This is a genomic window from Mycobacterium sp. DBP42 (genome assembly GCF_005924235.1).
Taxonomy (GTDB): Bacteria; Actinomycetota; Actinomycetes; order Mycobacteriales; family Mycobacteriaceae; genus Mycobacterium; species Mycobacterium syngnathidarum.
In genome coordinates, this window is the sequence record NZ_VCMY01000028.1 from 14,346 (window position 1) to 29,193 (window position 14,848).

At 66.7% G+C, this 14,848-nt stretch carries 14 protein-coding genes; 5 read left to right on the forward strand and 9 right to left on the reverse strand.

Annotated features, from left to right (window positions below; genetic code table 11):
- Positions 1-9 precede the first annotated feature (9 nt).
- The 5 genes from E0T84_RS21835 to E0T84_RS21855 all read right to left on the reverse strand — a co-directional run bounded on the left by E0T84_RS21835 (position 10) and on the right by E0T84_RS21855 (position 5,081).
- Positions 10-1,014 (reverse strand): MoxR family ATPase, encoded by a 1,005-nt coding sequence (locus E0T84_RS21835; RefSeq protein WP_138745523.1) that lies wholly within the window; start codon positions 1,012-1,014, stop codon positions 10-12.
- Between the two features lie 174 nt (positions 1,015-1,188).
- Positions 1,189-1,938: a succinate dehydrogenase/fumarate reductase iron-sulfur subunit gene (locus E0T84_RS21840; RefSeq protein ID WP_138745524.1), complete on the reverse strand. Its 750-nt coding sequence runs from the start codon at positions 1,936-1,938 to the stop codon at positions 1,189-1,191.
- Positions 1,939-1,940: 2 nt separating this feature from the next.
- On the reverse strand, positions 1,941-3,848 hold the full coding sequence (locus E0T84_RS21845; protein WP_138745525.1) for a fumarate reductase/succinate dehydrogenase flavoprotein subunit: 1,908 nt from the start codon (positions 3,846-3,848) through the stop codon (positions 1,941-1,943).
- Between the two features lie 62 nt (positions 3,849-3,910).
- Positions 3,911-4,732 (reverse strand): hypothetical protein, encoded by an 822-nt coding sequence (locus E0T84_RS21850; RefSeq protein WP_070189552.1) that lies wholly within the window; start codon positions 4,730-4,732, stop codon positions 3,911-3,913.
- Between the two features lie 52 nt (positions 4,733-4,784).
- Entirely contained in the window at positions 4,785-5,081 is a 297-nt protein-coding gene (locus E0T84_RS21855) for a hypothetical protein (RefSeq protein WP_070189553.1), read from the reverse strand.
- A 211-nt stretch (positions 5,082-5,292) separates the two neighbouring features.
- Between E0T84_RS21855 and E0T84_RS21860 the strand changes: the two genes are divergently transcribed.
- Positions 5,293-6,084 (forward strand): isocitrate lyase/phosphoenolpyruvate mutase family protein, encoded by a 792-nt coding sequence (locus E0T84_RS21860; RefSeq protein ID WP_138745526.1) that lies wholly within the window; start codon positions 5,293-5,295, stop codon positions 6,082-6,084.
- A gap of 91 nt (positions 6,085-6,175) precedes the next feature.
- Positions 6,176-6,664 carry a hypothetical protein gene (locus tag E0T84_RS21865; RefSeq protein WP_138745527.1) on the forward strand — a complete coding sequence of 163 codons (489 nt, stop codon included), beginning with the start codon at positions 6,176-6,178 and terminating at the stop codon, positions 6,662-6,664.
- Positions 6,665-6,712: 48 nt separating this feature from the next.
- Here the strand turns inward: E0T84_RS21865 and E0T84_RS21870 are convergent, their stop codons facing one another.
- Positions 6,713-7,621 carry a DMT family transporter gene (locus E0T84_RS21870; protein ID WP_138745528.1) on the reverse strand — a complete coding sequence of 303 codons (909 nt, stop codon included), beginning with the start codon at positions 7,619-7,621 and terminating at the stop codon, positions 6,713-6,715.
- On the opposite strand from E0T84_RS21870, the gene E0T84_RS21875 reads away from it, so the two are divergent.
- The 3 genes from E0T84_RS21875 (at position 7,620) to nirD (ending at position 12,077) form a co-directional block, all read left to right on the forward strand.
- Entirely contained in the window at positions 7,620-9,032 is a 1,413-nt protein-coding gene (locus E0T84_RS21875; RefSeq protein ID WP_138745529.1) for a PLP-dependent aminotransferase family protein, read from the forward strand. The two genes, E0T84_RS21870 and E0T84_RS21875, sit on opposite strands and share 2 nt — an antisense overlap.
- Positions 9,033-9,147: 115 nt before the next feature.
- Positions 9,148-11,709 (forward strand): nitrite reductase large subunit NirB, encoded by a 2,562-nt coding sequence (gene nirB, locus E0T84_RS21880; RefSeq protein ID WP_138745530.1) that lies wholly within the window; start codon positions 9,148-9,150, stop codon positions 11,707-11,709.
- Positions 11,706-12,077: a nitrite reductase small subunit NirD gene (gene nirD / locus E0T84_RS21885; protein ID WP_070188151.1), complete on the forward strand. Its 372-nt coding sequence runs from the start codon at positions 11,706-11,708 to the stop codon at positions 12,075-12,077. Before nirB ends, nirD begins: the two co-directional genes overlap by 4 nt.
- Here the strand turns inward: nirD and E0T84_RS21890 are convergent.
- The 3 genes from E0T84_RS21890 to E0T84_RS21900 all read right to left on the reverse strand — a co-directional run bounded on the left by E0T84_RS21890 (position 12,062) and on the right by E0T84_RS21900 (position 14,829).
- Positions 12,062-12,313 (reverse strand): transcriptional repressor, encoded by a 252-nt coding sequence (locus E0T84_RS21890; RefSeq protein ID WP_070188150.1) that lies wholly within the window; start codon positions 12,311-12,313, stop codon positions 12,062-12,064. The two genes, nirD and E0T84_RS21890, sit on opposite strands and share 16 nt — an antisense overlap.
- 672 nt (positions 12,314-12,985) lie before the next feature.
- Positions 12,986-13,681 (reverse strand): sirohydrochlorin chelatase, encoded by a 696-nt coding sequence (locus tag E0T84_RS21895; RefSeq protein WP_138745531.1) that lies wholly within the window; start codon positions 13,679-13,681, stop codon positions 12,986-12,988.
- On the reverse strand, positions 13,678-14,829 hold the full coding sequence (locus E0T84_RS21900) for a uroporphyrinogen-III synthase (protein ID WP_070188148.1): 1,152 nt from the start codon (positions 14,827-14,829) through the stop codon (positions 13,678-13,680). The genes E0T84_RS21895 and E0T84_RS21900 overlap by 4 nt, the downstream gene beginning before the upstream one ends.
- Positions 14,830-14,848 lie beyond the last annotated feature (19 nt).

The window sequence follows — 14,848 nt, forward strand, 5'->3', positions numbered from 1 at the left end:
CGTGGCTCGCTACGGCGTCGGAACGCGGTGCAGGATGCCGTCGATGAGATATTCCGGGGTGATGCCTTGGGCCGACGCCTGGAATTTGAGGATGATGCGGTGCCGGAGAACACGCTTGGCTACGGCTTTGACATCGTCGGGAACCGCGTATGGTCGGCCTTCCAGCAGCGCGTGTGCGCACGCTGCGCGGCAGAGGGCGATGGTGGCGCGGGGACTGGCGCCGAACTGGATGAGGTCGGCGAGTTGGGGCTCCAGGTAGTTTTTGGGATGCCTGGTCGCGTTTACGATGTAGCTCGCGTACCTGACGATCGAGCGGTCGATGAACACCCGCTTGAACATGGTCTGCAGCCAGAGCACCCGCTGCGTATCGAGCTGACCGTTCCCGGCTTCCGGATGCGCGTCGAACACCCCGCCGGCGATCCGGGCGACGACTTCCTCTTCCTCCTCGGGCGTCGGATACGTGAGGATGTCCTTGAGCATGAAGCGGTCCATCTGCGCTTCGGAGAGTTGATAGGTGCCTTCTTGGTCGATCGGGTTCTGCGTCGCGAGCACCAGGAACGGGTTTGGCAGAGGGTAAACCGTTCCACCGATGGTGGTCTGGCGTTCCTCCATCGCCTCCAGCATTGCGCTCTGAGTTTTCGCCGACGACCGGTTGATCTCGTCGAGCAACACGATGTTGGCGTGCACCGGACCGAACGAGACCTTGAACTCACCGTTCTTCTGGTCCCAGATCTGACCGCCGGTGATGTCGCTGGGTAGCAGGTCAGGTGTGCATTGAATGCGCTGGAACCGTGCGGCCAGGCTTTCCGCGAGGGTCTTGGCCGCCGTCGTCTTCGCCAGCCCGGGAACGCTTTCCAGCAGGACGTGCCCAGAAGCGATGAGCCCGATCAACAGCGACTGCTGCAGAGTTTTCTGGCCGACGATCTTGGCCGAGAGCGCGTTCTGAAGGTAGTGGACCGTCCCGCCGACGCGTTGGAGGTCCTCATGGGACAGCTGAGGTCCGGACAACTGCATGCGTAATCCCCCGTCGAAGCGCGCCGTGTGTCGGATTGAGACTAGCAACGGTCGGCGCAGCCCAGGTGCAGGAATTTTCCGGTCCCGGATGGGGGAGATTAGGCACCGAATGTGCGCTCAGATCGCGTCCGCCGAGCGAATTCACGATCTGAGCGCACGCTCGGGTTTCAGGGGCTAGCGCCTGAACAGCTTGTTGCCCAGCCACACGATCGGGTCGTACTTGCGATCGGCGACTCGTTCCTTCATCGGGATCAGCGCATTGTCGGTGATCTTGATGTTCTCCGGGCACACCTCGGTGCAGCACTTGGTGATGTTGCAGTAGCCCAGGCCGAAGTCGTCCTGAGCCATGTCCTTGCGGTCCAGTACGTCGAGCGGGTGCATGTCCAGCTCGGCGATGCGCATGTGGAACCGTGGCCCGGCGAATGCCTCCTTGTTCTCCTCGTGGTCACGCACCACGTGGCAGACGTTCTGGCACAGGAAGCACTCGATGCACTTGCGGAATTCCTGGCTGCGCTCGACATCCTCTTGCTGCATCCGGTACTCGCCGGGCTGCAGGTCCTTGGGTGGGGTGAACGACGGGATCTGGCGGGCCTTTTCGTAGTTGAACGACACATCGGTCACCAGATCGCGCATCACCGGGAATGTCCGCAGGGGCGTGATGGTCACCGTCTCGTCCGGGTCGAACGTCGACATCCTGGTCATGCACATCAGCCGTGGGCGGCCGTTGATCTCCGCCGAGCAGGATCCGCACTTGCCGGCCTTGCAGTTCCATCGGACTGCGAGATCGCCGGCCTGGGTGGCCTGCAGCCGGTGGATGATGTCGAGCACCACCTCGCCGTCGTTCACCTCGACGGTGTAGTCCTGCAGTTCGCCGCCGGTATCGTCTCCGCGCCAGACTCGCAGGCTCGCGTTGTAGGCACTCATGCTCAGCCTTTCCGATCGGGGTGCTCGGCCAGTTCTTGTGCGGTGTAATACTTTTCGAGTTCAGACAGCTCGAACGTCGCCAGCAGGTCCTCCCTCATCGGCAGCTGGGATTCCGGCGTCACGGTCACGTCCGGCACCACCTGATCGTCGCCGGCCGCACGGCACACCAGAAGCGTGTTGCGCCAGTTGGCGTCCATCTCCGGGTAGTCGTCGCGGGTGTGCCCGCCGCGGCTTTCGGTTCGGGCCAGCGCGGCCTTGGCCACGCATTCGCTGACCAGCAGCATGTTGCGCATGTCGATGGCCAGGTGCCATCCCGGGTTGAAGACGCGACCGCCCTCGACGCTGACGTTGTGTACGCGCGTGCGCAGCTCGGCGAGCTTGGCCAGCGCCTCCTCGATCTCGTCGGCCTTGCGGATGATGCCGACCAGGTCGTTCATGCACTGCTGGAGCTCGGCGTGCAGGGTGTACGGGTTCTCGGGATGCGCGTGAGATTCGAACGGTGCCAACGCCAGCTCGGTGGCCTCGACGAGCGCGGCCTCCGTCACCTTAGGTCGTTCGGACAGCGCGGCCACATAGTCGGCCGCACCGAGACCGGCGCGACGACCGAAGACCAGCAGATCCGAAAGCGAGTTGCCGCCAAGACGATTCGAGCCGTGCATACCTCCCGAGCACTCGCCCGCCGCGAACAGCCCCGGCGTGGCCGCACCACCGGTGTCGGGATCCACCTCGATGCCGCCCATCACGTAGTGGCAGGTGGGGCCGACTTCCATCTCGTCCTTGGTGATGTCGACCTCGGCCAGCTCCATGAACTGGTGGTACATCGAGGGCAGCCGGCGCTTGATCTCCTCGGTCGGCATCCGGGACGCGATGTCGAGGTAGACGCCGCCGTGTGGCGAGCCGCGGCCGGCCTTCACCTCGGAGTTGATGGCGCGGGCCACCTCGTCGCGGGGCAGCAGGTCAGGCGTGCGCCGTGCCGAGTCGTTGTCCTTGAGCCACTGGTCGGCTTCTTCCTCGGTCTCGGCGTACTGGCCCTTGAACACCGCGGGGATGTAGTCGAACATGAACCGCTTGCCCTCGGAGTTCTTGAGCACCCCGCCGTCGCCGCGGACACCCTCGGTGACCAGGATGCCCTTGACCGACAGTGGCCAGACCATGCCGGTCGGGTGGAACTGGATGAACTCCATGTTGATCAGGCCGGACCCGGCGCGCAGCGCCAGCGCATGGCCGTCGCCGGTGTACTCCCACGAGTTCGACGACACCTTGAAGGACTTACCGATACCGCCGGTGGCCAGCACGATCGCCGGCGCTTCGAACAACACGAAGTTGCCGCTCTCGCGGTAGTAGCCGAAGGCGCCCGCGATCCGGTCACCGTCCTTGATGAGATCGGTGATGGAGCATTCGTGGAAGACCTTGATCCGGGCCTCGTAGTCGCCGAGTTCCTTCTTGTCCTCCTGCTGCAGCGAGACGATCTTCTGCTGCAGCGTGCGGATGATCTCCAGGCCGGTGCGGTCACCGACGTGCGCCAGCCGCGGGTAGGTGTGCCCGCCGAAGTTGCGCTGGCTGATCCGACCGTCCTTGGTTCGGTCGAACAGCGCGCCATAGGTTTCCAGTTCCCAGACCCGGTCCGGGGCTTCTTGCGCGTGCAGCTCGGCCATGCGCCAGTTGTTGAGGAACTTGCCGCCGCGCATGGTGTCACCGAAGTGCACCTGCCAGGAGTCCTTGGTGTTGACATTGCGCATGGCCGCGGCGCAGCCGCCCTCGGCCATCACGGTGTGGGCCTTGCCGAACAACGACTTGGTCACCACCGCTACCCGCAGACCGCGTTCGCGGGCCTCGATCACCGCGCGCAGACCTGCTCCGCCGGCACCGATCACGACCACGTCGTAGGAGTGCCGTTCCAGCTCACTCATTGATTCCACTCGCCTTCTCGCGTGTACGTACTTGTCGGCCAAAGAAACTCGGTCAACCGAGGTCAGCCAATGAACCTGAGATCAGAAATGGTGCCGCTGGCCACCAACATGACGTAGAAGTCGGTGAGGACCAGGGTGCCCAGTGTGATCCAGGCGAAGAGCATGTGGCGGGTGTTGAGTTTGCTCACCTGTGTCCATATCCAGTAGCGCACAGGGTGTTTCGAGAAGTGCTTCAGCCGGCCGCCGGTGACGTGACGGCATGAGTGGCAGGACACCGTGTAGACCCACAGCAGAATGACGTTGCCGACCAGGATGACGTTGCCGAGGCCGAATCCGAAGCCCGATGGGGAGTGGAACGCCACGATCGCGTCGTAGGTGTTGAGCAGTGAGATGAGCACCGCGGCGTAGAAGAAGTACCGGTGCACGTTCTGCATGATCAGCGGAAGACGGGTCTCCCCGGTGTATTTCGCGTGTGGCTCGGCCACTGCACAGGCGGTCGGTGACTGCCAGACCGACCGGTAGTAGGCCTTGCGGTAGTAGTAACAGGTCAGCCGGAAGGCCAGCAGGAACGGCAGCGAGATGAACGCCATCGGGATGAACCAGGGCAGCTCGCCGACCCATTGACCGAGGTGGCTCGATCCGGGCGCGCACGCCGTGCTGACGCACGGTGAATAGAAGGGCGTCAGGTAGTGGTAGTCCTCTACCCAGTACGCGCTTCCCCAGAACGCCCGGACCGTCGCATAGATGACGAATGCCGCGAGCCCCAGATTGGTCAATAGTGGTGCCTGCCACCACCGGTCGGTCCGTAGGGTGCGTTGGGGGATCTGCGCTCGTGTCGGCGAGAAGACCCCGGTCGCGCGACGGTCAGCGGTGGGTGCGCTCACGGTTCCCTTTCTGAGGTTCAGTTGTTTTCTCGGGCGTCAGACGCCCGTGAGCTCAGCGGTATCCGCCGAGACCCTCGTCGGCGACGTCCTGCCAGAACTCGCTTCCGTATTGGGTGTCGGGGATGCCGATCTTCTCGCGGGCCGGTTGTTGGCGTGTCACGCCGTGACGCATCTCCAACTCTTCGGCGTCGATGTCCAACCGCTCGATATCGTTGAGGATCCGCTCGGCGTCGTTCACCACGCGGCGCGTCGCGGGGGAATCCCCGTACTTCGACGCCAACGTGGTGACACAGCGACGCATGTCGCGGATCAGGTTGTGGAGTTCGGAGAACTCGGTGGTGGTGGACAAGTGACCTCCTCGGGCTGAAGGTGTCAGGGCTCACAGTACGACAACCAATGCTAGCCACATCACGATCGCGACGTGATGCGCATCACGTCCGCGGCGGCCTCGCCGAGCGCTCGCAATCACCGACCGGAACCCGGGTCGTAGGCTGGCTTTCGCCGGCTTCGCATCTGGCCGAATGACACCTGAGCAGGACATCTGAGCACCCGGAGGATCTATGAGTGAGACCACGTTGCAGCAGCGGGCGGCGGCGTTGCTGGCGCTGCACCAGCCCGGCAACCCCGTTGTGTTGCCCACGGTGTGGGATGCCTGGTCGGCCCGGCTGGTGGTCGGTGAGGGATTCTCCGCCCTGTCCGTGGGCAGCCATCCGCTGGCCGATTCCATCGGCAAGGCAGACGGCGAGGTGATGTCGTTCGACGATCTGCTGACCCGGGTGCGGCAAATCACCGACGCGGTCGACGTGCCGGTCTCGGTGGATATCGAGTCCGGCTACGGAGAGCCGCCGGAGCGGCTCATCGAGGGACTGCTCAGCGTCGGCGCGGTCGGGCTCAACATCGAGGACACCGTGCATCGGGAGGGCAAGCGCCTGCGTAGCTCGGCCGAGCACGCCGAGCTGGTGCGGCAGTTGCGTGTGGCAGCCGACGCCGCCGGTGTGCACGTGGTGATCAACGCGCGCACCGACTTGTTCCTGCGCAACGACGGAGACGACGCCGACGAGCGCTCGCGCGAGGAGCCGACAGGCACCGACCGTGTGGATCGCGCGATCGCGCGGTTGTCCGAGGCGGCCGCCGCGGGTGCCGACTCGCTGTTCCCGCCCGGCCTGCGTGACCCGGAGGCGTTGGCACGCTTGGTTTCTGAGGTGCCACTTCCGGTCAGTGTGACCGTTCCGCCCGATACCGCCGACCTTGCCGAGCTGACGGCCGCCGGCGTCGGGCGCATCACTTTCGGCCCGTTCCTGCAGGCCGTGCTGAGCGCGCGGGCAAAAGAGGTGCTCGGCCGCTGGCGGTAACCGTCGGCGATTTGTGCGAACTGCCGCTTCTGGACGTGCGATTTGTGCCAATAATGACGCACTGATACATCGAGCAGGCAGGGTGCATGCGATGGACTGGCGCACGAGACGCGCGGTGACGTTGGCGGCAGCGGGCGGGGTGGTGCTCGGTGGGGTGGGCAGCCCACCGGCGTCGGCGACGACGATGGTGCCGTTGTCGAATCACATCCGGAACTGCGATTTCGCCGAAGGTCTGTTCCTTGACGGTATGGGTTCGGGCAGTGGCGGCGGATTCGCTCAGATCGGCAGCGATGGGTCGCACGTGAGTGCCCAGGTGACCATGCAATCGGCAAGCCCGGATGCGGACTACCGGGTGCGGCTGATCCAGATGCCGCGGTCGGCGGCGGCCACCTGCAGTGCCGGTGATCCGGGGGTGTCCAACGGCGTCTTGCACACCGATGCCAGCGGCACTGCCACCATCACGGTCTCCGGCCCGGTGGCTGACGGAGCAACTCAGGCTTGGGTGGTGGTCGAGGGGCCGCCGGCGCCTGGGCGCATCCGCGGTGCCGTCTACAGTTCGGACTTCCTCGCGAACATCTGATGCATGCAAAAGCCGGTGGGGTCCAAGGGATTTCACCGGCCTTTGGTGTCACCGCAGGCGGATGCGGACGGCCAGTGCGGCGCAGCCGATGACCACGGCGCCCCCGGCCACCGTCGTCCAGGTGAGCCGTTCGTGCAGTAACAGTGCCGCCCAGGCGATGGTCATCACCGGCTGGACCAACTGGACTTGGCTCACCTGCGTCATCGGCCCGATGGCCAAGCCGCGATACCAGGCGAAAAACCCCAGATACATGCTGACCGCGGCCAGGTAGCCGAACGCGGCCCACTGCGCAGGCGTCGCGTGTGGCGGATGCTGCGCCATGTCCAGCACCGTCAACGCCAGCATCACCGGCGCCGCGATCACCAACGCCCAGGACACCGTCTGCCAGGCACCCAGTTCCCGCGCCAGCAGCCCACCCTCGGCGTATCCGACCGCCGCCGCCAGCACGGCGCCGAACAGCAGTAGGTCCGGCCAGCTCAGGTGGCCGAATCTGGAGCCGTGCACCATCGCGAATACCACCGCGGCCAACGCCCCGGCTGCCGCCATGGTCCAGAAGGCGACCGGGGGACGCTCATGGCCGCGCAGTACCGCGCACACCGCGGTGGCGGCAGGCAGCAGTGCGACCACGATGGCCCCGTGGCTGGCGGGAACGACGGTAAGGGCGTAGGAGGTCAGTAGCGGAAAGCCTGCGACGACACCGGCCGCCACGACGGCCAGCCGGGCCCATTGCCGGGGCGAGGGTCGGGTCTGCCGGGTCAGCGCGAGGGCGGCCCCGGCGATGGCGGCGGCGACGACGGCGCGGCCGGCCCCGATGAACAGCGGGGACAGCCCGTCGGTGGCCACCTTGGTGAACACGATGGTGAAAGAGAACGCGGTGACGCCGAGCAGTCCCCACCACAGCCCAGTGTGGGATAGCGCCAACGGGCTCCTCCGAGTAGCGCTACTCTGTATCGACATGGACAACGATAGCACTGAGCGAATCGTGTCTGGCCTGCGGAAGTGGATCGCCACCGCGCCACCGGGCGCGCAGCTGCCCTCCAACCGGTCCCTGGTGGCCGAATACGGAGCCAGCCCGGTGACGGTCGCCAAGGCCATGCGTGCGTTGCGCAGCCTGGGGCTGGTGGAGAGCAGGCCCGGGGTCGGGACGTTCGTGCGGGCGGTGCGTGCCGCGCGCCTGCCCGATTACGGCTGGCAGACCGCTGCACTCGGATCGCCGCAGGCCCGCCTCCCCGCACTGTCGGCGCCGCTGCGCGGCGTCGCGCCGGACATGATCGCGCTGCACTCGGGTTATCCCGACCGCGAACTTCTTCCCCAGCGGCTGGTCCGTCCGGCCTTTGCGCGGGCGGCCCGCGGTGACGCCGCGCTGAGTCCCGCCGGCGTGGCCGGCCGGCCGGACCTGCAGGCCTGGTTCGCTCAGGAGCTGGCGGAGGCCTTCGGGGCGGGCGTCACACCGCCGACGGCGCGCGAGGTGATCGTGCTCCCCGGCAGTCAGAGCGGTCTGAGTTCGATCTTTCGCGCCCTGGTCGGGTTCGGGCAGCCCATGTTGATCGAGTCGCCCAGCTACTGGGGCGCCATCCTGGCTGCGGCCCAGTGCGGTGTGCGGCTGGTCCCGGTGCCGAGTGGACCGCGCGGGCCTGAGCCGGAGGAACTGTCGCGGGCTTTCGCCCAAACGGGTGCCAGGGTGTTCTACGCCCAACCCAACTACGCCAATCCGACTGGCGCCCAATGGGATCCTGAGCTGGCAAGCCAGGTGCTCGAGGTGGTACGCAGCCACGGCGCCTTCCTGGTCGAGGACGATTGGGCGCACGACTTCGGCATCGACAGCACCTCCAGGCCGGTCGCGGCTGCCGATGACGCCGGGCACGTCATCTATCTGAGGTCGCTGACCAAGAGTGTGTCGCCGTCGATCCGGGTCGCGGCGATGGTGGCCAGAGGTCCCGCCCGCGACCGGCTCCTGGCCGACCGGGGCGCGGAGTCGATGTATGTCAGCGGTGTGTTGCAGGTCGCCGCACTCGATGTGGTCACCCAACCGGCCTGGCGTACCCACCTGCGCGACGTGCGTCAGCAGTTGCAGGCGCGGCGCGACCTGCTGATCGGTGCGTTGGCCGAGCACGCTCCCGGCGCTCAGCTCGAGCACGTGCCCCGCGGCGGGCTGCATCTGTGGCTGCGCCTGCCCGATGCGATCGACCTGGGGCGCCTGGTGCGCGAGTGTGAGACCGATTCGGTGCTGGTCGCGGCGGGCAACGAATGGTTTCCGGCCGAACCGTCCGGGCCGTATCTGCGACTGAACTATTCGGGCCCGGATCCGCAACGTTTCGCCGAGGCGGCGCGGGTCATCGGTCACGCGATCGCTCGGCAGCTGGGTTAGCTGGACCTCACTGCCGGGCTTCCTCACATGTGCGTCGCGGGGACCGTGAGCACACCGTGACGGGCGGTTCACACAGGGCGACAATTCGGCAACTTCGGGTTCCTAACCTCGCCGTATGTCGTCAACACAGAACGTCGTGGTCGTCGGACACGGCATGGTGGGGCACCGCTTCGTCGAGGCGTTGCGGTCGCGTGACGCCGCAGGCGCCTGGCGGGTCACCGTCCTGTCGGAGGAAGCTGACGCAGCCTATGACCGGGTCGGACTGACCGGGTACACCGAGCACTGGGACCGGGCCCAACTCGCGCTGCCGGGCAATGATTACGCCGGCGATGACCGGGTGGATCTGCGCCTGGGATGTGCGGTCGCCGAGATCGACCGGGAAGCCCGTACGGTGCGAACCGTCGCCGGCGAGAGCTTCGACTACGACGCACTGGTGCTGGCCACCGGGTCGTACGCCTTCGTGCCGCCGGTGCCGGGGCGCGACCTGCCGGGGGTGCACGTCTACCGCACGCTCGATGACCTCGACGCGATCCGCGCCAGTGCCAAGAGCGCCATGGACTCGAAGTCGCCGGTGGGCGTGGTGATCGGTGGCGGTCTGCTGGGCCTTGAGGCGGCCAACGCGTTGCGGCAGTTCGGCCTGCGCACGCACGTGCTGGAGATGTCACCGCACCTGATGTCGGCGCAGCTCGACGAGGCCGGCGGCACCTTGCTGAACCGGATGATGCGGGGCCTGGGCATCGAGGTACACACCGCTGTCGGCACTGACAGCATTCAGCCGGCGCAGCGGCACAAGCCGCTGCGCAAGTCCGACATCGACGATTCGATACGGATCTCGCTCAACGACGGGACCTCCATCGACGCGGGGCTGGTGGTCTTCGCCGCCGGTGTGCGCCCACGCGATGAACTGGCCCGCGCGGCAGGTCTGGACATGGCGCAGCGCGGTGGCGTGCTGACCGATCTGTCCTGTGTCACAAGCGATCCCAGTATCTACGCGATCGGTGAGGTGGCGGCCATCGAAGGCCGCTGCTACGGCCTGGTGGCGCCGGGCTACACCACCGCCGAGGTGGTGGCCGACCGGCTGCTGGGCGGTGAGGCCGAGTTCCCGGGCGCCGACATGTCGACCAAGCTCAAGCTGCTGGGCGTCGACGTCGCCAGTTTCGGTGATGCCAAAGGGGTTACGCCGAACTGCTTGGAGGTCGTGGTCAACGACCCTGTCAAGCAGACCTACGCCAAGCTGGTGCTCTCCGATGACGCCAAGACGCTGCTGGGCGGCATCCTGGTCGGTGACGCATCGGCCTACGGCGTGCTGCGGCCGATGGTGGCCAGCGAACTCCCCGGAGACCCGCTGGCTTTGATCGCCCCGGTCGGGGACAGTGACGCGTCCGCGCTGGGCGTGGCCGCGCTGCCGGACATCGCGCAGATCTGCTCGTGCAACAACGTCACCAAGGGTGATCTGAAGGAAGCCATCTGCGGCGGCTGCGACGATGTGCCCAGCCTGAAGAAGTGCACGCTGGCCGGCACCTCGTGCGGCTCCTGTGTGCCGCTGCTCAAGCAGCTCCTGGAGGCCGAAGGTGTCGAGCAGTCCAAGGCCCTGTGCGAGCACTTCAGTCAGTCGCGCGCAGAACTGTTCGAGATCATCAGCGCCACCGAGATCCGCACCTTCTCCGGCCTGATCGAGAAGTTCGGCACCGGAAAGGGTTGCGACATCTGCAAACCCACCGTCGCGTCGATCCTGGCCTCGACCAGCTCCGACCACGTACTCGATGGCGAGCAGGCCTCGTTGCAGGACTCCAACGACCACTTCCTGGCCAACATCCAGAAGAACGGCAGCTACTCGGTGGTGCCGCGGTCGCCCGGCGGTGAGATCACTCCGGAACAGTTGATCCTGATCGGCGAGATCGCAAGGGATTTCGACCTTTACACCAAGATCACCGGCGGGCAGCGCATCGACATGTTCGGCGCACGGGTCGAGCAGTTGCCGCAGATCTGGGCGCGCCTGGTCGAGGGCGGAATGGAGTCCGGGCACGCCTACGGCAAGTCGTTGCGCACCGTCAAGAGTTGCGTCGGTAGCACGTGGTGCCGTTACGGCCAACAGGATTCGGTCAACATGGCCGTCGAGATCGAGAAGCGGTACCGGGGCCTGCGGTCACCGCACAAGATCAAGATGGCGGTCTCGGGATGCGCCCGGGAATGCGCCGAAGCGCAGAGCAAGGACGTCGGCGTCATCGCCACCGAACAGGGCTGGAACCTGTATGTGTGCGGCAACGGCGGCATGTCGCCACGGCACGCCCAGCTGCTGGCCGGCGACCTGGATGACGAGACGCTGATCCGGTACATCGACCGGTTCCTGATGTTCTACATCCGCACCGCGGACCGTCTGCAGCGCACGGCGCCGTGGCTGGAGGCGATGGATGGTGGGCTCGACCACCTGCGCGAGGTCGTCTGCAACGACTCCCTCGGTCTGGCCGCTGAGTTCGAGGCGGCCATGGAACGCCACGTCGCCGGCTACGCCTGCGAGTGGAAGGGCGTGCTGGACGACCCGGAGAAGCTGTCACGCTTCGTGTCGTTCGTCAACGCACCCGACGTCGACGACCCGACCGTCACGTTCACCGAGCGCGGTGGCCGGAAGGTGCCGACAAGTTTGGGTATGCCGTCGATCATCCAGGAGGCGAAATGACACTGCTCGACGACCACAAGGACATTCACGCCTCGACTCCGTGGGAGTGGACGACGGCGTGCCGGTATGACTTCCTGATGCCGTGCCGGGGTGTGGCGGTGCTGCTGCCCGATGGCTCGCAGGCGGCCCTGTTCCGCCTCGACGACGGCTCGCTGTATGCGGTGGGCAACATCGACCCGTTCTCCGGTGCGGCGGTGATCTCCCGCGGGATCGTGGGTGACCGGGCCGGCCGGGCGACCGTGCAGTCACCGATCAAGAAGCAGGCCTTCGCGCTCGACGACGGCAGTTGTCTCGACGACGACGCCGTGTCGATCCCCGTCTACCGGACCCGCGTCACGCCGGGCGGGTTTGTTCAGATCTCCGCCTGATCGGCTGTCCGGCTCCAGTGGGCGTCGCGCCCCTGGAGCTTGCGGCGCTGCACCACGCCGCGCCGTTCGAGCACCGTGAGATTGCGGTACACGGACTCGATCACGACCGGTGCGCGGAAGTGCTCGTGCATGTCGTCGCGTAGCTGTGCGGTGGTCATCGGCCGAGACGTGCGATCCAGTGCGTTGAGCAGGTGCTGACGCAGACGTTCGGCCGGGACCCGGTCACCGGGTCGCACTGCCGAGCGCGTCGTCTCGACGGGCTGCGCCCGCCGGTGTGGTCACCTGCACGTTTGTCTGTACTCCCGCCGAATAGCCCGATGATCGCGACAACGATAGCTGAGTTTTCGGCCCAGATCTGACGCCCAGAGCCGCCGGCAAACCGTCGGGTCCTGGTTACTTGGGCAAATACCTGTACAGAGCTGGTTTTGCCGCGAAATTTGCCAGAATTGCACGGTCGGGATAGTTCTCGAAGCTGTGGTGCGCATCTCGCTGGCTAACTAGAATAGTTCGCTGGAGTGTGTTTAGACTCCCTCTCAAGGAAGCGTCGTCAGAGGGGCTGACAAGGGATGTTTGCGCGTTCGGTAGTGAATTTGGTGGGGGCGGCAGCGATGCTGGGCGCACTCGGGGCGTTGTTGATGCCCCTGGCCTTGAACGCCGTGGATCGCACCGGTCAACCCATCGCATGCGGTAACGGAGCGCGGCCGGACTACCGCGTCGCCGCCCAGCAGGACCAGCTCAACCTCGATCAGCACACCTTGGCCGGGCCGGGATTCATGGCCAGCGATTACGTCGAGCAATGTTCGGCGATGGTCGGCACGCGGCGTTCGGCGGTCTTTTCGGTGGCGGGCGCCGGCAGCGCGCTCCTGCTCGCGGGATGTGCCGGGCCGCTCATCGCCCGGTCGATCCGCTTACGCCACGGCCGGCAGACTGAGCACCCCGGCGCGGCGGAACCGGTTCGCAATCAGCCGCACCATGCCGGGGTGGGTGCCGAGTGGCTCACTGACGATGTCGGCGCCGGATTCACGCAGCCGGTCCTGGAAAAGCCCGTCGGCGAGCAGGTAGGACGCCACAGCTATGCGGCGATGGCCGCGGCTGCGTTGCGCGGCGACGGCTTCGGCAACGCTCGGCGCTCCGGTCGCGGCGAAGGCCATTTCTACGCGATCGCCGGTCACCGCTGACAGCAGCGCCGCGGTGCGACGAAGGTCGGACTGCGCGCCGCGGTCCGAGGTGCCGGCTGCCGCCAATATCACCGAATCGCCCGGACGCCAGCCTGATTCGATGAGGCGATCGGCCAGCACCCGGACCGTCCCTTGACATGGGCCCAGCGGCGCGGTGACGGTGACGGCCGGGTGCCCGCTGGCCGCCACATGGGTGGGCACGTCGACGCGGACGTGGTACCCGGCAGCCAGGAATGCCGGCACCACCACCGCCGGGCAGTCCGTCGGCAACGATGCGAGGACCTCGCTCGGGGGCGGGCCCACCACGTCGACGAACGAGACGTGCACGGGCCGGCCCAGTACGTCGGACACCCGTGCGGCGAGATCGCCGATCATCGCCACCCCGCCGGGCTTGCGGGTTCCGTGGGCGACCAGAACGAGGCTCATTGTGCCCTGACCATCTCGCTGTCGTCGACAGCGAGCCGATAGCCCCGTTTGACGACCGTCGACACGATGCTCTTGTCTCCCAACGCAGTACGAAGCCTCAACACCGCGGTCTCCACGGCGTGGGTGTCGGTGCCGGTGCCGGGCAATGCGCTCAGCAGATCGAACCGGGACACCACCGCGCCCGGACGGTGTGCCAGGGCCCGGATGGTCGCCATACCGGCAGGGGACAACGACTTGACCGCGCCGTCCACCAGAACGCAGGTGCCCCGGATCTCGAGCGTGTGCCCGGCGACCCGCACGGTCCGCGCCTGCAGCAGCGGCAGCTCATCGGTGATGTGACGGGCCAAGGCGCCCAACCGCATTCGTTCCGGTGCCGAGGTCGGGACACCGAGCCGGACCAGTGGTCGTGCGGTAACCGGGCCGACACACATGGCGTGGACGTCGGTGCGCAGTGCAGCGAGCACCCGGTCGGCGATATCCATCTCGGTGGCGCGCATCAGCACCGAGGCCACTGCCATCGCCGAGGTGAAACTGACTGCGTCAAAACGTCGTTCGGCGATTCCGGCGACCATCTGGTCGAACTCGCCGTCCCGCGGCGCGGGATGCCAGCGGTACACCCGGATCGGCACCACCTCGGCGCCCGCGGCGCGCAGCTCGTCGAGAAACTCGGGGAACGGATCCCATTCGTCGGTGGCCCCGTGGAGTTGCACGGCGATGCGCTGTCCGGCGACGCCCTGCTCGATGAGGTAGCGCAACACTTCCCGGGAGGATTCCGATTCCGGTGACCATTCCTCGGGCAGGCCCGCGGCCCGCAACGCCCCCGTGGCCTTCGGGCCACGGGAGACGATGCGGGCGTTGCTCAGGGCGTCGGTGAGCTCGGCGGCCAGCCCCCAGCCGTCCGCCGCGGCGAACCAGCCGCGAAAGCCGATACCGGTGGTCGCCACCACGATGTCCGGTGGGACGCCGATCAGCGACGCGGTGTGGGCGCGCAACTGTTCGTCGTCGGGCAGCGGAACCATCGTGATGGCGGCCGCACTGGTCACCGTGGCGCCACGCCTGGTCAGCAGTGCGCTCAGCTCATCGGCACGTCGGGCGGAGGTCACCGCCACACGAAAACCGGTGAGCGGTGCCCAGTCGGGCTCGTTCATATGTCCAGTAGAGGCATCG